Genomic DNA, 18669 nt, shown 5'->3' on the forward strand with positions numbered 1-18669 from the left:
AGGCCGGCTCCCCTCACATCGTCCCCGATGTCCCGGCGCGTCCGAAGGAGTGCCGGTGTATGCGAAAGATCAGAGGTACTGCCATGAAAGTGATCGCCCGTCTCGACAAATGCCGCGGCTACGGCAGCTGCGTGCTGGAGGCCCCCGCGGTCTTCGACCTGGACGAGGACGAGAACCGGGTCGTCGTGCTCGACGACGAGCCCGGTGACGAGCTGCGTGCCAGGACCGAGCGTGCCGTGCGGTCCTGCCCCGCCCGCGCCCTTCAGGTGACCGGCTGATGGCCCGGCCCGAGAACGTGACGATCGTCGGCGGCTCCCTCGGAGGCATGTCCGTCGCACAGGAGCTGCGCCGGCTCGGCTACGACGGCGGGGTGACGGTGATCGGGGCCGAGAGGACTCGTGCCCACTACGACCGCACCCAGCTCTCCAAGGACCTGCTCACCGGTCTCACCGAACCCGACGCGCTGTATCTGATGACCGAGGACGAGGTGGCCGGCCTCGCGCTCGACCTGCGCACCGGGTGCCGGGCCACCGGGCTGAGCGTCGCCACCGGAAGGAAGAGCGTGACCGTCGACGACGGATCGCCGGCCGAGGCGGACGTCGTCGTGATCGCCACGGGCTCCGCCGCCCGCCGCCCGCCGTTTCCGGCCGATCTGGCCGGTGTCCACGTTCTGCGCACGCTGAACGACGCCCTCGCGGTCCGCACCGGCCTGGCCACCGCGGCGGACGTCGTCGTCCTGGGGGCCGGCTTCATCGGCTGCGAGGTCGCGGCGAGCGCCCGCTCCCTCGGCCGCCGGGTGACCGTCGTCGATCTCCAGCCGGCCCCGATGTGCACGGTTCTGGGCCCCGTCGTCGGAGACCACTTCGCCCGACTGCACCGGGCCCGGGGCACCGTGCTGGAACTCGGCACGGGAGTGGCGGGTCTGGTCGGCGACGATCACGTCACCGGCGTACGGCTGACCGACGGCCGCGTCCTCGACGCGGATCTGGTGGTCATCGGATTCGGCGGAGTCCCCGAGACCGCGTGGCTGCGGGGGTCGGGCGTGGACGTGGACAACGGGGTGGTCTGCGACGACGCGGGGCGCACGTCCGTCGCCGGGGTGCTCGCCCTCGGGGACGCGGCCAGGTGGCACTCCCCCCGGCACGGCCGCCCCCTGCGGTCGGAGCACTGGAACCACGTCAGCCCGCAGGCGACCGTCGTGGCCGAGAACATCGTCGCCGGTGCTGTCGCCGCCGGCGGTGAGGCGGTGTCACGACTCGACGCGCTGCCCTCCTTCTGGACGGACCAGTTCGGTACGCGCACCCAGCTGGTGGGGGCCCCGGGCCCCGGGGACGACGTCGACATCCTCGCCGGCGCACCCGGGGAGTCCGGTCTGGTCGCCCTCTACACCCGGGACGGGCGGGCCACGGCCGCCCTGGCCGTCGACGCGCCCCGCGCCCTCATCCGCCACCGGGCACTCGTGGCCGACGGCGCTCCCTGGCCCCGCGCGAACGGCGCCCTCTGACCCGGGTGCCCGCTCACCGGCCGGCGGCCATGGACGGACCCGGCCGTCCGCCGGCCGGAGTGCCGCTCCACCGCGAAGGGCACAGCCCGTGGGTGGCCCCCACCGGAAGCCATTCCCTCAAGGGCCACCCACGGGGGCACACCCGCCGCCGGGGCGGTGCGCTGTCGGCGTCCCCTCGGTGAGGACGCCGAACCACGTGCCCCGGCGCCCCCGCCCGGTCAACGAGGCGCCACTCTTCCCCGCCACCCCAGCAGCTGCGACAGCGACACGGCCAGACCGAGCGTCACTTCCCGCACCCCGCCGGGATCGTGACCGTCCCCGCGCCCCTTCACCACGGACGCGGACGCCACCACCACGCCTTCGGCATTGCGTACGGGAGCGGCGGTCGCGGTCGTCGCCGCCGTGATGTCGTGGTCCGTGGTCACCGAACCCGCGTTCCTCGCGTCCTCCAGGAGGGAGCGCAGCGCGGCGGGGTCGCCGATGCCGGTCTCATCATCCTCCACCGACGCGAAATGGCTGATGTAGGCATCGCTGAATTCGGCCGGGGCGAAAGCCAGGAGAACCAGCCCCCGGGCACCGATGTGCAGCGGGTACGGCCGATAGGTATTCCCGTACGAGAGACTGGCGACCGGATCGCGCGGTTCGACACTCGCGATCGCGATCGACGCGTACGCCTCGCGCTCGGCGATCTGAACAAATCCGCCCACACGGTCAGCGGCATTCCGCATGAGCGGTTCGCCCGTGTGGAAAAGGGGGTGCTCGCTCAGATACGAGGAGCCGATCGCGAAGAGCCGGCGACCGACGTAGTGCAGTCCGGTCGCCTCGTCCCGGTGCACGAATCCGTGTTCGCGGAGGTAGGCGAGCGTGCGGTGGGCCGTCGCCCATTTCGAGGATGTGCGTTCCGCGAGTTCTGTCGCGCGCATCGGTTTTTCGGCGAGATGTTCAAGCATCCGCATAGCCCTGTGCATGCTCTGCATCGAGCTGGATGTGGACGCGCGAGCCGAATCGCCACTTTCGAACATCGCCAGAATCTACCACGCTCCAGATCGCCCCTGATCAGCCCATGCGCCGTCCTCATCCGCGGGGTTCGCCGCCCCGATCACGCCCGCGCGTACCGCCGAATGACCCTCACCAGCGCCGGGATCAGGTCGCGATCAGCTCCCGCTCGCGGCCCGGCGTCCCGGCCTTCGGCTTCTTGTTCGGCAGCGAGAGCCGGAAGACCTTGTGCCACGCGGAGAACACCTGCTTGGGCAGCGGCCCGGTGACGTACTCCAGCTCGTACTTGTCGAACAGCGCGCGCACCTTCACCGCGACCTCGGCGTACCGGTTGCTCGGCAGGTCCGGGAACAGATGGTGCTCGATCTGGTGCGACAGATTGCCGGTCATGAAGTGCATGGCCCTGCTGCCGCTGATGTTCGCCGAGCCCATCATCTGGCGCAGGTACCACTGGCCGCGCGTCTCGCCCTTGATCGACCGGCGCTCGAAGACCTGCACGCCTTCGGGGAAGTGCCCGCACATGATGACCGAGTGCGTCCAGAGGTTGCGGATCAGGTTCGCGGTGAACGTGGCGGCGAGCGTGGTGAGGAACGACGGGCCCGACAGCAGCGGGTGGATCACATAGTCCTTCAGCACCTGCTTGCGGATCTTGCGGCCCACAGCCCTGGCCCGCGCGCGGAACTCCGGGTTCTTGCGGCGGCGCTTGTGCAGGTTCTTGCCGAGCTCCAGGTCGTACGCCGCGATGCCGTACTCGAAGAAGCAGGCGTTGATGAAGTTCCACAGCGGCTGGCCGAGGTGGAACGGGTGCCACCTCTGGTCCTCGTCGACGCGCATGATGCCGTAGCCGAGGTCGTTGTCCTTGCCGATCACATTGGTGTACGTGTGGTGCAGCTCGTTGTGCGAGTGCTTCCACTGCTCGGCCGGCGAGACGTGATCCCACTCCCAGGTGGTGGAGTGGATCTTCGGGTCCCGCATCCAGTCCCACTGGCCGTGGAGGATGTTGTGGCCGATCTCCATATTGTCCATGATCTTCGCCACGGACAGACCGGCGGTGCCGATCAGCCACGCGGGCGGGAAGAACGAGAACAGCAGTACGCCCCGGCTGACCAGTTCGAGCCTGCGCTGCACCGAGATGACCTTGCGGATGTACGCCGCGTCCTTCTCGCCGCGGTCGGCGATCACCTCGTCGCGGATCGCGTCCAGCTCGCGGCCGAGCTCCTCGATCTGCTCCGCGGTCAGGTGGGCGGTGGGGTCGATGGCGGTCACGGTGCTCCTACCGTTCGATGTCGCAGGGGCCCGCCGCGGCGGACACACAGGTCTGGATGAGGACGCCCGGCTCGGCCTCGGTGATCTCGCCGGTGCGCAGGTCGCGGACGGCGCCCGCCTTCAGCGGTGTGACACAGCCGAAGCAGATGCCCATGCGGCAGCCGGAGGGCATGAGGACGCCCGCCTCCTCGCCGACGTCGAGCAAGGGCGTGGCGCCGTCCGCGTCGACGGTCCTTCCGGTGGTGCTGAACGTGACCTCGCCACCGTCGCCGACGACGGCGACCCCGGGGCGGAAGCGCTCGGTGTGCAGGCGCTCCGGTACCCCGTGCTCCGCCCAGTGCTCCTCAGCGGCGTCGAGCAGGCCCGCGGGCCCGCACGCCCAGGTCTCGCGCTCGGCCCAGTCGGGCACGAGCGCGTCGAGACGGGCGACATCGAGCGTGCCGTCGGTGTCGGTGTGCACCTCGGTGAGACGCAGCTTCCTGTCCGCGACCAGCTCGTGCAGCTCCTGGCGGAAGATCACGTCCTGCGGCCGGGGCGCGCAGTGGACCATGACGGCGTCGTCGAACGCGGTGTCGCGCAGCATGCCCATGACCGGCGTGATGCCGCTGCCGGCCGTCAGATAGAGCACCTTGGCGGGCTTGGCCTCCGGCAGCACGAAGTCACCGGTCGCCTGGTCGAGCTGGATCAGTGTGCCGGGTTGTGCCCTGCGGACCAGGTGGTTGCTGACCTTGCCGTCCGGGATCGCCTTCACGGTGATCGCGACGCGGCCGTCCTGGCGGCCGGTCGGCGAGGTGATGGAGTAGGCGCGCCACAGGCGCACCCCGTCGACATCGACCCCGATCCGCACATACTGACCGGCGGTGTGGCCGCGCCAGCCCCGGCCCGGCCTGATCACGATGGTCGCGGCGTCACCCGTCTCGGGGTGCACGGCCTCGATGCGTCCACGCAGGTCAGCGCCCGCGCGCAGCGGACTGACCAGGTCGAGGTAGTCCGACGGCAACAGCGGCGTCGTGACCATCTCCAGCAGTTTCCACGCCCTGCTGCGGAGGGCTGCACTCGTCATGACTCCAGCTTGATGCGCCTCAGGGCGTAAAGTCTTACCCGTAGGACGTGAATCTGGTCGGCTGAATTATGCGCAGGGAACAAAAAGATGGGGCATGCGATCCGGAGGGCCACCGAACTGGCCCTGGATGTGACGACGGTCACCGCGCTTCGCGCCGCGCTGAAGAGCACCGCCGACGAGGTCGTCCAGGCGATCATCGACGAGGTCCCTCCCTACGCCAACGCTCTCTCGGGCCGCATGGGCGGCACCATCCGCCGATCCGTCCGCACCGCCCTGGGGCACTATCTGGACCTCGCGAGCGGGAACGCCACGGGCGGCGACGCCGGTGACGCGGCCTACGAGCTGGGCCGGGGCGAGGTGCGCGACGGCCGTTCGATGGACGCCCTGCTCAGCGCCTACCGCGTCGGCGCCCGCGTCGCCTGGCGGTGCCTGGCGGCGGGCGCCGTACCCGCGGGTCTGCCCGCCGCCGACGTCGCCAAGTTCGCCGAGCTGACCTTCGCCTACATCGACGAGCTGTCCGCCGCGAGCGCCGCGGGCCACGCCGACGAACTGGCCGCCCGGGGCCGGGCCCACGAGCTCCACCTGGAACACCTGGCCCACGACCTCATCACCGGCGCGAGCCCGGACGTACTGCTGGCCTCCGCGCAACGGGCCGGGTGGCAGCCGCCGGTCTCCCTGACCGCGGTCCTGCTGCCCGCCGCCCAGGCCCGGCCCTCCTACCGCGCGCTCGACCCGGGCACCCTGGTCCTCGACGATCTGCCGGACGCCACCGGTGTGCTGCTCGTCCCCGACACCGACCGGTCACGCCTCCTGGCCCAGCTGGCCGAACGCACCGCCGTGGTCGGCCCGGCCCGGCCCTGGACACGCGTGTCCGCCTCGTACGCACGAGCCGTACGCGCGCGCTCCCTCTCCTCGGATGTCCGCGACACCGAGGACCACCTGCCCGAGCTGGTGCTGAGCGCCGACGCGGACGCGCTCGCGGACCTGCGTGCCCGCGCTCTCGCACCGCTGCGGACGCTGCCTGTCGCCACGGCACGGCGGCTGGAGGAGACGTTGCGGGCGTGGCTGCTGCACCAGGGCCGACGGGACGAGGTGGCGGCGGCGCTGTTCGTCCACCCCCAGACCGTCCGGTACCGGATGGCGCAGCTGCGGGAGCTGTTCCCGGATCTCGCGTCGCCGCACCGGGTCCTCGAACTGACGCTGGCGGTCGGCCTCCGGGCCGGCTGACCGCTGCGCGGACCGTTCCGCGCCGCCCAGGGGGCCCCGCCGCCCCTGTCCCGCGCCGGACCGACGCGTCACGCGGTCCTGCCGGTGCCCGGTTCCCCCACCGCGCCCGGGCCGACGGCCGGGGACCCCGTGGGCCGTGTGCCCTGTCGCAGGGGCAGCCGGACCGTGAACACCGTCCCGCCCGGGCCGCTCGTCAGTTCGATGGTGCCGCCGTGGGCGCGGATCAGGGAGTCCGCGACCGACAGGCCCAGGCCGCTGCCACCGCGATCGCGGGTGCGGGCCCTGTCCACGCGGTAGAAGCGGTCGAAGACACGTGCGCGGTCGGCGGGCGGGATGCCGGGGCCGTTGTCGGCCACCGCCATCAGGGCCTCGCCGCCCGTCACCGCGACGGAGACCGACACCCCGGTGCCCGGCGGGGTGTGCACGGCCGCGTTGGCCAGCAGGTTGTCCAGTACCTGGCGCAGACGCCGCGGGTCCGCCGCCGGACACACCGCGGTCGGTCCGGTCGTCATCCGCAGCGGATGGCCGGGGTGGCTCGCCCGGAACGCGTCCGCCGCCTGGTGCGCCAGCTCCACCAGGTCCGTCTCCGCCAGCCGCAGCGGGGTCTCCGCCTCGGAGGCGTCCAGCCGGGCGAGGAGCAGCAGATCGTCCAGGAGGAAGCCCATCCGGGCCGCCTCCGCGCGCAGCCGGGACAGATGCCTGTCGCGCTCCTCCGGCGCGTTCGCCGCCGCGTACTGGAACAGGTCCGCGTAGCCGCGCACCGACATCAGCGGGGTGCGCAGCTCGTGCGAGGCGTCCGCGACGAACCGGCGGAGCCGCTGCTCGGCCTCCGCGCGCACCGCCAGGGAGGCGTCGATGTGCTCCAGCATGGTGTTGAACGCGGTGCGCAGTTCCTCCATCTCCGGTCCGCCGCCCCGGGGGCCGGCGCGCAGGGGCAGCCGGGCCGCCGGATCGGTCAGATCGTGCGAGGTGATGCTGTGCGCGGTGTGCGCCATGTCGCTCAGCGGCCCCAGCCCGCGCCGCAGCGTTCGCCGGCCGAACACCACCAGCGCCAGCAGTGCCAGCGCGAAGGCGATCACCTGGACCGTGATCAGCCGGGTGACGGTGCTCTCGATGTCGTTCGTCGGCGCCGCCGTCACCAGCACCACCCCGGGCCTCACCTCGCAGGCCCGCAGCCGGTAGGTGCCCCTTCCGCCCAGAGGCCGGGTGTCGAAGAGGTCGTTGGCGCGCGAGCGGGCCAGCCGCTCGGCGAGCGAGGCGAACACCGTGCTGTCCTCGGGCAGGGCGGCCGGCCGCCGCAGCCGCGGCTCACCGCCGGAGATGTCGTACACCGCCTGGTACCAGCCCAGGTACGTCTCCCGCCGGACCGCGCCGTGCTCGATGGCGTCCTTCGCCTGGACCACCTGGGCCGACTTCATCCGATCGCTGAGCTGCCGCTCCAGATAGTCGCGCATGTACGCGGTCAGCGCGGTGCCGACGACCGCGAACACGATCAGCGACAGCGCTCCGAGCCCGAGCGCCAGCCGGGTGCCCATGCGCAGCCTGCCGCGGGTGTGCCGCAAACCGCCCGGCGCCCGCCTCACTCGGCGGCCTGCCGGATGACGTACCCGAAGCCGCGGACCGTGCGGATCAGCGGCTCACCGGTCTCGTCCAGCTTGCGGCGGAGCCTGCTCACCACCAGTTCCACGACGTTCGACCGCCCTCCGAAGCCGTACTCCCACACATGGTCCAGGATCTGGGCCTTGGTCAGCACGGCCGGGGAACGGCGCATCAGATAGCGCAGCACCTCGTACTCGGTGGGGGTGAGGGTGAGGAACACGCCCGCGCGGCGCACTTCGCGGGTGTCCTCGTCCATGGAGAGGTCGCCCACCCGGAGCACCGAGCGCTGGAAACCGGGCCCCGCGCTGCGCCGCAGCACGGTCCGCAGCCGGGCCATCAGCTCCTCCACCGCGAACGGCTTGACCAGATAGTCGTCCCCGCCCCGGGTCAGCCCCGCCACCCGGTCCGCGACGCCGTCCCGGGCGGTGAGGAAGACCACCGGCACCATCGTTCCGGAACGCCGCAGCCGGTCCAGCACCCCGAAGCCGTCCACATCCGGCAGCATCACGTCCAGCACCACGATGTCCGGAGGGAACTCGGCCGCGAGCCGCAGCGCCTCATCGCCGGTGTTCGCCGTCATCGCGTCCCAGCCCTCGTAGCGGGCGACGGTCGCGACGAGGTCGGCGATGGGTGGGTCGTCGTCCACGACCAGCACTCGAACTCTGTCCACCCGTCCATACTGCGGCACGGCGCCGCTCGCGCCGGACCCCGCCGGAGAACCGGCCCGGATCGACAGGCACTTGGAAGCCGGATGACAGGGTTTCGACAGCAGCGGGCCGCCAAGCTCGGACGCACCGATCCCCCACCAAGGAGCGTCCGCCCGTGACGACTGTCGCATCACGCCCCGGCCCCGTCCGGGTCCTACGGCCGAAAGTGGTGGCCCGCACCGGTCTGTACACCGGTCTCCTCGTGAACGCGGCCATCGTCGCGTACTTCTTCGTCCAGGCCGGATTCGCCTCCAACACCCTGATCGTGCTGGGCCGGGTGACCGGTCTGTACGCCGCGCTGCTGATGGCCTTCCAGCTGCTTCTGGTGGCCCGGCTGCCCTGGCTCGACCGCCGGATCGGCATGGACCGGCTCGCCAACTGGCACCGCTGGAACGGCTTCCTCCTGCTGTGGCTGCTGCTCGGCCACGCGGTCTTCATCGTGTTCGGATACGCCCGGCCCACGGGCGCGAACCCGGTCGATCAGATCGCCGGTCTCGCCGGGACCGTCGAGGGTGTGCTGCGTGCCGTGGTCGCGCTGGCGCTGATCCTCGTGGTCGGCGCGGTCTCCGCCCGCTTCGCCCGGCGCCGGCTGGCGTACGAGACCTGGCACTTCATCCACCTCTACACCTATGTCGCCGTGGTGCTGGCCTTCACCCACCAGGTCGCGGCCGGTACCACCTTCGCCTCCTCCCGCCTCGCCACGGCCTACTGGTACGCGCTGTGGGGCAGCGCGCTCGGCGCGGTGGCCGTCGGCCGCGTGCTGTTGCCGCTGTGGCGCAACTGGCGGCACCGACTGGTCGTCACCGACGTGGTGCCGGAGTCCGACAACGTCGTCTCCATCCATCTCACCGGCCGTGACCTGGACCGGCTGCCGGCCCGCGCCGGGCAGTTCTTCCTGTGGCGGTTCCTCACCCGCGACCGCTGGTGGCAGGCCAACCCGTTCTCCCTGTCGGCCGCGCCCGACGGCCGCACGCTCCGGCTGACCGCCAAGGCCGTCGGTGCCGGGAGTGCCGCCCTGCGCCATGTCGCCCCGGGCACCCGGGTCTTCGCCGAGGGCCCCTACGGCGCCTTCACCACCCTGCACCGCACCCGCCCGGACGCCCTGCTGATCGCGGGCGGTGTCGGAGTCACCCCGATCCGCGCGCTGCTGGAGGAGCTGCACGGCCACGCCGTCGTCCTCTACCGCGTCGGCAGCGACAAGGACGCCGTCCTCCACCAGGAGATGCGCGAACTGGCCCTCGCCCGGGGCGCCGAACTGCGGCTGGTCGTCGGCCCGATCGAGCCGGACCCCCTCGCCCCGGGGGCCCTGTCCTGTCTGGTGCCGGACATCGCCGACCGGGACGTGTACGTCTGCGGCCCGCCCGGCATGACCACCGCGGTCCTCCGCAGCCTGGGCGAACTGGGCGTACCCAAACCCCAGATCCATTGCGAGCGGTTCAGCCTGGCCGGCTGACGCGGTGACGGACCGTCCCCGGCCCCTGCCCACGGCCCGCGCGGAAGCGGCCACTCGAGCGACAAGGAAGCGACTGTGAAGCGAGTACTGCCCGTTCTCGCCCTCACCGTGATCGGTGTGATCCCGGTGTGGCGCTACGCGCCCTCCCACGGCGGCGGCTCCACCGCCGTCGCGGCCCCGCCGCCCGCGCCCTCGCCGGCGGCCGGGGCCTCCGGCACCCGCGATGTCGTCCTCACCGGGCCCACGATCGACACGGAGAAGGGTCCCGTGCAGGTCGAGGTCGCCTTCCGGGGCGACACGATCAGTGCGGTACGGATGCTCCGGCAGCCGGACCATCCGCAGACCCACGCGGCGGTGCCGACGCTCATCGAGGACACCCTGCGGGCGCAGGGGGCCGATATCGACACGGTGTCCGGGGCGACCGTCACCAGCGACGCCTACCGGACGTCCCTCCAGGCCGCGATCGACGCGAAGGGCAACTGACATGCGCCGGGTCGAGCATGTGATGGGATTCCCCGTCTCGCTGAGGATCGACGACGACGACGTGCCCGCAGGGCTCACGGACGCGGTGTTCGGGTGGCTGAGGGAGGCGGACGCGCGGTTCAGTCCGTTCCTCCCGGACAGCGAGGTGTGCCGGCTCGACCGGGGGGAGATCGGGCCGGACGGCGTCAGCGCGGATCTGCGGGAGGTGCTGGCCCTGGCGGAGCGGTACCGGGCCGAGACGGGGGGCGCCTTCGACGTACGGCTGCCGGGGCGGGGGCTCGACCCCTGCGCGGTGGTGAAGGGGTGGTCCGCGCAGCGGGCGGCACGGCTTCTGCGAGCGGCGGGGGTACGGAGATTCTGTCTGAACGCCGGTGGTGACGTGGTCGTCGGGGGAGGTCCCTGGCGGGTGGGGGTGCGGCATCCCGAACGCGCGGATCAGGTGTGCGCCGTGCTGGCGCTCAGCGACGGGGCGGTGGCCACATCGGCACGGTACGAGAGGGGGGACCACATCGTCGACGGACGTACGGGTCTGCCCGCGACGGGTCTGCTGAGTCTGACGGTTCTCGCCCCCACCCTCACCGAGGCGGATGTGACGGCGACCGCCGCCTTCGCCCTCGGTGCCGAGGGCATCGCCTGGGCCGCCGGGCGGGACGGGTGCGAGGTGTTCGCCGTCGACGGGGAGCGACGGGTCCGGACGAGCGCCGGATGGCCCCACTCCGTCCGGGACGGGGATTCCCGGCGGGCCCGGCGGCCACGACCGGCGACCGCCCCCGCGCTCCCCGAGGGCCCGCCCGCCGGTCCGAAACCCGCCCCACCGCCCACGCCTCCCCGCGTTCTCCCAGGAACGGCCACTAGCTTGCGGGCCATGACAGACCACACACCTCGCATGAGCCGTCGTTCCCTCCTCGCCGCGGGCGGCGCGGGCGTCACCGCCATCGGGCTGAGCGGTGTCCACCTCGCCGGCGCGAACGCGGAGGCCGCGGCCACCGCGCCCGCCCCCGCGGGCTCCCCCTCCGCGCCGGACCTGCTGCCCCTGGTCAAGGAGACCACCGAGGGCCCGTACTACCTCGACTACGACAAACACCGCGTCGACATCACCGAGGGCAGGCCCGGCACACCGCTGGAGCTGCGCATCCAGGTGCTGAACGCGAAGAACGGCAAACCGGTGCCCGAGGCGTCGGTCGACATCTGGCAGTGCGACGCGCTCGGCATCTACTCCGGGTACGAGGAGACCTCGGAGGCCATGAACGAGGGCGAGCTGGTGTTCGACGGCCCGATCCCGAAGCTGCCGCCGGACAGCAGCACCACCTACCTGCGCGGCTTCCAGATGACCGGCCGCGACGGCTGGGTGCGCTTCCGCACCGTCTTCCCCGGCTGGTACACCGGGCGGACCGTGCACATCCACGCCAAGGTGCACACCCGGGGTGTCCTGCTGGACCGGGCGTACGCCCAGGGCGTCACCGTGCACACCGGACAGGTCTTCTTCCCCGAGGACCTCACCTCGGCGGTCAGCAGGGTGCGGCCGTACACCCGGAACGACCTCCCCCGCACCACCAACAGCACGGACCCCTTCTACTCCGGTGACACGGCGTCCGACGGCCTGCTCACCGTGGAGTGGGACCGCGCCGACGCGACCAGGCCGATCCGGGCGTCCATCAGGACCGCCGTCGACCTGGACGCGATCAACCCGGGACGGCGGGGCAACCCGCCACCCGGCCCGGTCCGGCCCGGCACGTGACCGCCGCCTCCGCGCCGTACCGGCTGCTGGTCGTCGAGGACGACGACAGCATCCGCGCCCTGCTGGAGTCGGTGCTCGGCCTCACCGGTTACACGGTGCTGAGCGTGGGCTCCGGCAGGGCCGCGCTGCTGGAACTGGAACGGTTCACACCGGATCTGGTGGTGCTGGATGTGATGCTGCCCGACCTCGACGGCTTCGAGGTGACCCGCAGCCTGCGCGCGGCGGGCAACGGGACACCGGTGCTGTTCCTGACCGCGCGCGTCGATGACACGGTGACGGGCCTGCGCGCCGGCGGGGACGACTACGTCACCAAGCCGTTCGGCATCGAGGAGGTGCTGCTCAGGGTCGCCGCGATCCTGCGCCGTACCGCTGAGGGACCGCACCGGACGCCGGACGGGAGGACGCGGGAGAAGGCCGACGACGTCCTGCTCTTCGCGGATCTGCGGCTGGACACGGCCCGGCACGAGGCGCACCGGGCGGGCGAGTACATCCCGCTGTCTCCCACCGAGTTCAATCTGCTCGCCTATCTGATGACCAACGCGGGCCGAGTGGTGCGCAGGACGCAGATCGTCGAGCATGTCTGGCACTACGACTTCGCCGGTGACACCCGGATCATCGAGACATACGTCAAGTATCTGCGCCGCAAGATCGACCGGTTCGAGCCGCCGCTGATCCACACGGTGCGGGGGGTCGGGTACACCCTGCGGCTGCCGCGCGACCGGGGCGTCCCGGACCCACGGACACCACGGACACCACGGACACCACGGACACCACGGACACCACGGACACCACGGACACCACAGTGAACACCGTGACCGCGGTGACCGCGGAGAACACGACGAACGCCGTGAACACCGTGAACCCGGCGGACCCGGCGGACCCGGCGACCGAGGCGAACCCGGGGAACAAGGCGACCGAGGCGAACCCCGGGAGCGCGGCGAACCCTCCGGGCAGCGCACCGGGCCGGCGCCGCCCGGCCTCCCTGCACCGCAGGCTCACCTGGGGCGTGACGCTGCTGGCCACGGCGGCGGTGCTGGCGGTGGAGGCGATCACTCTCGTGGGCCTCCGCTACTGGCTGCTGGAGAGCGTCGACCGCTCCCTGACCAGTTTCTGCCCGCCGGAGCGGGCCTTCCGGGACGCGGCGTCGGGCCAGGGCTTCCCGTCGTACGTGACATCTCCCGGCGTTCTGCCGGCGGACTTCCGGATTCACTTCTACGGCACCGACGGCCGTCTGCTGAGCGACGCGATCGCGGAGGGAACGGCTCCCGGCCCGTCGCTGCCGCCCACCGCGGACACCCTCCCCGCGGCGGAAGCGGCGACGGGGACCGGAACGGAGAAGGTGGTCTCGGTGCCCGCCGCCTCCGGGGACGGAGCGTGGCGGACGATCGTACGGCCCGGCCCGGACGGCATGCGGGCCGTGGTGAGCCTGCCGCTGGACTCGGTGCGGAGCACCCTCCGCACCATGCTGCTGGCAGACGTCGCCCTGCTCGCTCTGACGGTGGCGGGCGCCTTCACGGGCGCCCGGTGGGTGGTGCGACTGGGGCTGGCGCCACTGACCCGGATGGAGCGCACCGCCCAGCGGATCACCGTGGGCGATCCGGGCCTGCGCCTGCCGGACACGGACAGCCGCACGGAGACGGGCCGTCTGGGCGCCGTGCTCAACACGATGCTGGACCGGCTCCAGAACGCCCTGCGGGAGCGCGAGGCGTCCGAGGCGCGGCTGCGCCGCTTCCTCGGCGACCTGGGCCATGAACTGCGTACCCCGCTGACCGCGGTCCAGGGCTTCGCCGAACTCGCGCTGCGCCATGAGCGGCGGTCGGCGGAGGCCAATCGGCTCATCACCCAGAACGCGGCACGCATGAGCCTGCTGGTGGACGACATGCAACTCCTGGCCGAACTGGACCGGCAGCCGACGTACCGCGCCGAGCCGGTCGATCTGCTCTCCCTCGCCGCGGACGCGGTCAGCGCGACGGCCGTGGGCTCACCGTCGCGCGACATCCGTCTCAACCCCCTGGTCCCGGAGGGTGAGTTGGAGGTGGTGGAGGCGCCCGGTGACCCCCACCGCCTCCGCCAGGTCATCGACAACCTGCTGTCCAACGCATGCCGGCACACTCCGCCGGCCACCCCGATCGAGGTCCGGGTGGGCACCACGACGACCGCTCCGGACACGGGTGGTGTCAACACCCCGCACCGCGCCAGCCCCACCCCGCCTCTGCCGCCCGGCGTTCCCGTCTGTGTCCTGGAGGTCGCCGACGAGGGCGCGGGCCTGCCGCCCGGGGAGGCCCGTCGGATCTTCGACCGCTTCTACCGCGCGGACCCCTCCCGCTCCCGCGACCGGGGCGGTAACGGCCTGGGTCTGTCCATCGCGGCGACGATCACCCAGGGGCACGGAGGGCGGCTGGAGCTGGATACGCGGAGCGGGCGGGGCTGCACCTTCCGGGTCGTGCTGCCGATCCCGCCGACCGCGGGGGAACCAGGCCCCGCCGCCCCTGCGGCCCGGCCCGCCCCGGCGGGGCCGCGCCGGTGACCGGGACATGCGCGGCCGGGACATGCGCGGCCGGGACATGCGCGGGCCGGGCCGTCCGCTCCGCGCTCCGCTCTCCGCGTGCCCGCGGGGCCGGCGGTGTGATCAGCGATCGTGATCCCTGGCATCACGACGGTGTATTGGACGCGACCGGGCCGATGGGCGGAGGCTGGTACAGGGCCGCCGGTCCCGGGTGAACCTCCCGGAGGGCGGTTGCCCTCATGCCGGGTGCCGGGTGCCGGGTGCGAGGGCCCCGACGGCTCGGCGAGAGACGGGAGGGAGACGGTGAGAGTGTCCGTTGCGGGCGGACCACAGCGGGGCCGGCCCGTGCGCTGAGCCGGCACACCGTCAGCCGGGAACCCGGGGGCCGATCCGCGCGCGCCGCCGGACGGCCGGCGGGCGTCATCCGTCGTCGTACTCCGTCCGGGAGTTCCCCGGGCCCGGCCGGGCCACCGGCCGCCACTGCCCTGCCCCCGCGCTCCCGCGCCCGGTCGGCCGGGAACGGCGTCAGCCGGGGCGCGGGGTCGTGTGCCCCGGGCGCCGGGACCGTCCGGACCGGGCGTCCTCTCCCTGGCCATGTCCCCCTGCGGACCGACCTCTTGTCTTCGGCGGTCCACCTTGAGAAAATTCTTTCAGCTGCTTGCAGAAAGAATTTGCAGCATCGCGTCATGACGTGCCTCAGTCCCTGGGCCCGATGTGCTGTGACCTCGGGCTCTTTCCCGCAAGGAAAGGACAAGCCCATGTCGTTGTCGAGGAAGACCGGCCGGCGTCTGGCCGTGGCGGCTGCCGTGGGAGCCCTGGCGGCGGGTCCGGTGGCCACCGCCCCCTCGGCCGCCGCCGCTCCGACCAGCGCCCTGGCCGGCGTCTTCATCTACGCCAACCCCAACTACTCGATCCCGGTGTACCCCAGCGGCGCGCCTGTGCAGGTCGCGAATCTCAGCGGCCCCGCGCAGGACAGCACCTCCTCCATAGGCAACAGCACGGACCTCCGCATGTGCTTCTACGAGCACGGGAACTACGGCGGCCTCGAGTTCAGGATCGGCCCCGGCGAGTGGTGGGCCACGCTCCCCGGGTGGATCAACGACAGGATCTCGTCCTACCGGCCCTGCTGACAGAAAGGCAGCCATGCGTTCCAGCGTCGACGGCAGGATCTCCGTTCTCACGCACGCCAGGGGCCGGCTGGCGCTTCTCTGCGCCGGCGTCACCCTCGCCGCCTCGGCCGGTGTTCTCGCGAACGCGGCCCCCGCCGAGGCCGCCGGCTGCATGGGGAACGGGCGCAGCCTGTGCCTCCGGCAGCACGACAACTACGGGGGCTGGTCCCTCCCCTTCAACATGCCCAACGTCCACTCGAACCTCGGGCAGTACCAGGACCAGGTCTCCTCCATCGTCAACGACTCGCACTACTCGATCTGCTTCTACGAGCACCCCGGTTACGGCGGTCTGGAGTTCAGGATCGGCCCCTGGGAGTGGTGGTCCGCCCTTCCCGCGTGGATCAACGACAGGATCAGTTCCTTCCGCCCCTGCTGAGGACGCGGAATCGGCTCGTACGGTGTGGTCTCCCGTGGCCGGATGTGGTCACGGGGGCTCACCCGGCCCGGCGGCGCCGGGAGGCGGGGCCCGGCCGGCGGACCCGGGGCGGCAGAGGCACCCTGGACGGGGTGTGCGCGCTCCGGGAGACTTCACCCGATGCCCACCACCACCGTCGGACCGCCTCCGGGAGCGGGTCCGCGGCGGACGCCCACGGCTGCCCCCTGTCTCCTCGGCACCCACACCCCGTGACGCCGGGAACCCTCCCCCGCTCCCTCGCGCCGAGGCAGCCTGCCGGGCACCCGGGCACCCGGGCACCCGGGCACCCGGGCACCCGGGCGACGCCGGCGGCGGTGGACCCGCCCTCAGCGAAGGGGCCGGCCGGGCACAGCCGGGGCGGCGGGCCCACGACACCCCGGCCGCCGGCTGACTCCGCTCTCACGCTCGGGAGACCCGATGGACAACGACCCATCCGCGCACCACACCACCGTCCCCTCGCCACGGGACGCAGACCGGCCCGGTGACGGGCGGGCCGGGACCGGGACCGGCACCGGCGACGGCGCGGCCGTCGACGGGAACATCCATGTCGGCTACTGGGACGGCGCGGCGGACCGGCGCACGCTCGACCAGGCCACCGACCGGCTCACCGACCTCGTGGCGGAGCGGCTGGCCACCGCACCCGGCCCGCGCCTGCTGGACGTCGGCTGCGGAACCGGACGGCCCGCCCTGCGCATCGCCCGGGCCACCGGCGCCCGGGTGTCGGGAATCTCGGTCAGCGACCCGGACATCGCGCTCGCCCGCACCCGGGCGCACGCCGCCGCGCTCGCGGACCGGGTGGACTTCCGGTACGCGGACGCCCGCGCCCTGCCCTTCGAAGCCGCGTCCTTCGACGGTGCCTGGGCGATCGAGTCCATGATGCACATCCGCGACCGGACCGCCGTCCTGACCGAGATCGCCCGGACCCTGCGTCCCGGCAGCCCCCTGGTGATCACCGATGTGCTGCTCCGGTCGCCGGTGACCGGGGACTCCGCGGAGACGGTCCGCCAGGCGTGCCGGGCGTTCGGGTCCCCGGCGCTGCCCGAACCGGAGGAGCTTCGCACGGCCCTCGAACGCGCCGGTATGGAGCTGCTGGAGTTCCACGACATCGGAGAGCATGTCCGCCGCACCTACCAGGCGTTCGCCGACGCCTTCGGCGATGTGGAACCCTCCGCCGACGACCCTCATCGCGAGTTCTTCACCTCCACCCGCTCCCTTCCCCGGTTCGGCGCGCTCCCGCAGATCGGATACGTCCTCCTGGTCGCCCGCCGTCGGTGAACGGGAGACCCGCCCCTCCCGCGTCGTCCCCCGGGTGCCGACGCGGTCGGCGGGAGGTGTTCCCGAGTCACGATGAGTGGTCGATCCAGCCAACATATTCGACCGTGAATCCGTTGACGGTGGCAGAAAAATCAATCGTTTGAGAGGAGTGCGATGCGGAGAGCCTTTTCCCTCGGAGCGGGTGCGCCGCGAGGAAAGCGGCCCGCGGATCGGTGCGGGGCGCCCGGGCGCCCGCCCCCTGACGGATGCGCGGTTCCCGCCGGACCGGACCACGCACCATGGGAGTTGATTCTGTGTCAAGAACAAGTTCAGGCGTCCGAAGATTTCCGCGAGGCCACGCGAACCCGGGGATGCCGGGTACTGTTCAGGGCGGAAGCGCAGGGTCCGGTCAACTGTCCCGACCCGGTGTTGATTCGGCCGCTTCCATCCCGCCGTTCGGGCTGTTCGAATCTGCATATAATCTGCCCCGTGTGTGGCGCTTGCGATATGCAGGTGAAACGAGGGAATAATGATCAGGATCATATTCCGCGCTCGGTTCCTCCGGTATCCCTTTCCGGCCTCCGCCGCCCCGGCCGCGCCGGCCGCGCGATTCCCTCTCGCCGCGGGACGGATGGCGGCGCGGTCCGGTCACGGGGCGGCGATACTCCCCGGCCACCTCTCCCCGCGCTCCCGGCCGCCACACGCGCCATCGCGTGTGCGCGGTGAACGGCTGACGTGACCGAGGTGACCGCGGCCCGACAGGTGGTGGGCGCGCTGATCCGCGACCCGCACGATCGGATCTTCGTCCAGCGCCGCTCGGCCGGCCGGCGCCTCTTCCCCGGGTGCTGGGACGTCGTCGGCGGAGCCGTGGAGGAAGGGGAGTCCCTCCTGGACGCGCTCCACCGCGAGATAGCGGAGGAGACCGGCTGGCGGCTGCGCCGCGTTCTCGCCCGGGTGGCGCGCGAGGAGTGGACGGCGGACGGAGTGCGGCACATCGAGTCGGACTATGTCGTCGAGGTGGACGGGGACCTCTCGTCGCCCGCGCTCGAACGGGACAAGCACACCGAGTTCGCCTGGATAGCGGCCGAGGGAATCTCGCTGCTCGACGAGAACACACAGCGCAGCGGAAGCACCTTTATCAAGGACGTGGTGAACGCGGCGCACACCTGGCTCGCCGACGCTTCCGGGAAGAGCCGCAGACCTCTCTGAACGCCTGCGGCCGAGAGTCCGGTCCCGATCTCCGCGAGCCTTCGCCGGCCGCCCCGCCTCCATCCTCCAGCGATGTTCCG

The 18669-nt window shown here is 72.3% G+C and carries 17 protein-coding genes and 1 pseudogene; 13 read left to right on the forward strand and 5 right to left on the reverse strand.

The features are described 5' to 3' along the window. The first annotated feature begins 59 nt into the window (after positions 1-59). Positions 60-278, forward strand: coding sequence for a ferredoxin (locus ABT122_RS10215; protein WP_351548241.1), 219 nt, complete (start codon positions 60-62; stop codon positions 276-278). After that, on the forward strand, positions 278-1504 hold the full coding sequence (locus ABT122_RS10220) for an NAD(P)/FAD-dependent oxidoreductase (RefSeq protein WP_351548244.1): 1227 nt from the start codon (positions 278-280) through the stop codon (positions 1502-1504). The genes ABT122_RS10215 and ABT122_RS10220 overlap by 1 nt, the downstream gene beginning before the upstream one ends. Positions 1505-1722: 218 nt before the next feature. Here ABT122_RS10220 and ABT122_RS10225 read toward each other — a convergent pair whose 3' ends face one another. The 3 genes from ABT122_RS10225 to ABT122_RS10235 all read right to left on the reverse strand — a co-directional run bounded on the left by ABT122_RS10225 (position 1723) and on the right by ABT122_RS10235 (position 4829). Next, a complete protein-coding gene (locus ABT122_RS10225) occupies positions 1723-2526 on the reverse strand; it encodes an IclR family transcriptional regulator (protein ID WP_351548247.1) in 804 nt (267 codons plus the stop codon). Positions 2527-2647: 121 nt separating this feature from the next. Beyond that, the gene (locus ABT122_RS10230; protein ID WP_351548250.1) at positions 2648-3766 is read right to left on the reverse strand and encodes a fatty acid desaturase family protein; all 1119 of its coding nucleotides are present in this window, start codon (positions 3764-3766) and stop codon (positions 2648-2650) included. A 7-nt stretch (positions 3767-3773) separates the two neighbouring features. Beyond that, positions 3774-4829 carry a ferredoxin reductase gene (locus ABT122_RS10235; protein ID WP_351548253.1) on the reverse strand — a complete coding sequence of 352 codons (1056 nt, stop codon included), beginning with the start codon at positions 4827-4829 and terminating at the stop codon, positions 3774-3776. A gap of 87 nt (positions 4830-4916) precedes the next feature. Here ABT122_RS10235 and ABT122_RS10240 point away from each other — a divergent pair, with 87 nt between their 5' ends. After that, entirely contained in the window at positions 4917-6056 is a 1140-nt protein-coding gene (locus ABT122_RS10240) for a PucR family transcriptional regulator (protein WP_351548256.1), read from the forward strand. A 68-nt stretch (positions 6057-6124) separates the two neighbouring features. Here the strand turns inward: ABT122_RS10240 and ABT122_RS10245 are convergent, their stop codons facing one another. After that, positions 6125-7591, reverse strand: coding sequence for a sensor histidine kinase (locus ABT122_RS10245; protein WP_351548426.1), 1467 nt, complete (start codon positions 7589-7591; stop codon positions 6125-6127). Between the two features lie 44 nt (positions 7592-7635). Beyond that, complete coding sequence (locus ABT122_RS10250) at positions 7636-8325, reverse strand: response regulator transcription factor (RefSeq protein WP_351548259.1); 690 nt, start codon at positions 8323-8325, stop codon at positions 7636-7638. Between the two features lie 152 nt (positions 8326-8477). Here ABT122_RS10250 and ABT122_RS10255 point away from each other — a divergent pair, with 152 nt between their 5' ends. The 10 genes and pseudogenes from ABT122_RS10255 (at position 8478) to ABT122_RS10300 (ending at position 18589) form a co-directional block, all read left to right on the forward strand. Continuing rightward, positions 8478-9815 carry a ferredoxin reductase family protein gene (locus ABT122_RS10255; RefSeq protein WP_351548262.1) on the forward strand — a complete coding sequence of 446 codons (1338 nt, stop codon included), beginning with the start codon at positions 8478-8480 and terminating at the stop codon, positions 9813-9815. Between the two features lie 75 nt (positions 9816-9890). After that, the gene (locus ABT122_RS10260; RefSeq protein WP_351548263.1) at positions 9891-10298 is read left to right on the forward strand and encodes an FMN-binding protein; all 408 of its coding nucleotides are present in this window, start codon (positions 9891-9893) and stop codon (positions 10296-10298) included. A gap of 1 nt (position 10299) precedes the next feature. Then, positions 10300-11010: pseudogene (locus ABT122_RS10265) on the forward strand (FAD:protein FMN transferase); the annotation flags it as partial. Positions 11011-11184: 174 nt separating this feature from the next. Next, the gene (locus ABT122_RS10270) at positions 11185-12036 is read left to right on the forward strand and encodes an intradiol ring-cleavage dioxygenase (protein ID WP_351548429.1); all 852 of its coding nucleotides are present in this window, start codon (positions 11185-11187) and stop codon (positions 12034-12036) included. Further along, positions 12033-12842 carry a response regulator transcription factor gene (locus ABT122_RS10275; RefSeq protein WP_351548266.1) on the forward strand — a complete coding sequence of 270 codons (810 nt, stop codon included), beginning with the start codon at positions 12033-12035 and terminating at the stop codon, positions 12840-12842. The genes ABT122_RS10270 and ABT122_RS10275 overlap by 4 nt, the downstream gene beginning before the upstream one ends. A gap of 5 nt (positions 12843-12847) precedes the next feature. After that, positions 12848-14563, forward strand: coding sequence for a sensor histidine kinase (locus ABT122_RS10280; protein WP_351548269.1), 1716 nt, complete (start codon positions 12848-12850; stop codon positions 14561-14563). Between the two features lie 737 nt (positions 14564-15300). Further along, positions 15301-15672 carry a beta/gamma crystallin family protein gene (locus tag ABT122_RS10285; protein ID WP_351548271.1) on the forward strand — a complete coding sequence of 124 codons (372 nt, stop codon included), beginning with the start codon at positions 15301-15303 and terminating at the stop codon, positions 15670-15672. 13 nt (positions 15673-15685) lie between these two features. Next, the gene (locus tag ABT122_RS10290; RefSeq protein ID WP_351548274.1) at positions 15686-16087 is read left to right on the forward strand and encodes a peptidase inhibitor family I36 protein; all 402 of its coding nucleotides are present in this window, start codon (positions 15686-15688) and stop codon (positions 16085-16087) included. 456 nt (positions 16088-16543) lie between these two features. Then, positions 16544-17401 (forward strand): SAM-dependent methyltransferase, encoded by an 858-nt coding sequence (locus tag ABT122_RS10295; RefSeq protein ID WP_351548276.1) that lies wholly within the window; start codon positions 16544-16546, stop codon positions 17399-17401. A gap of 714 nt (positions 17402-18115) precedes the next feature. Further along, the gene (locus ABT122_RS10300; RefSeq protein WP_351548278.1) at positions 18116-18589 is read left to right on the forward strand and encodes an NUDIX hydrolase; all 474 of its coding nucleotides are present in this window, start codon (positions 18116-18118) and stop codon (positions 18587-18589) included. The last annotated feature ends 80 nt before the right edge of the window (positions 18590-18669 follow it).

The organism is Streptomyces sp. NPDC001985, assembly GCF_040296845.1.
Lineage (GTDB): Bacteria > Actinomycetota > Actinomycetes > Streptomycetales > Streptomycetaceae > Streptomyces.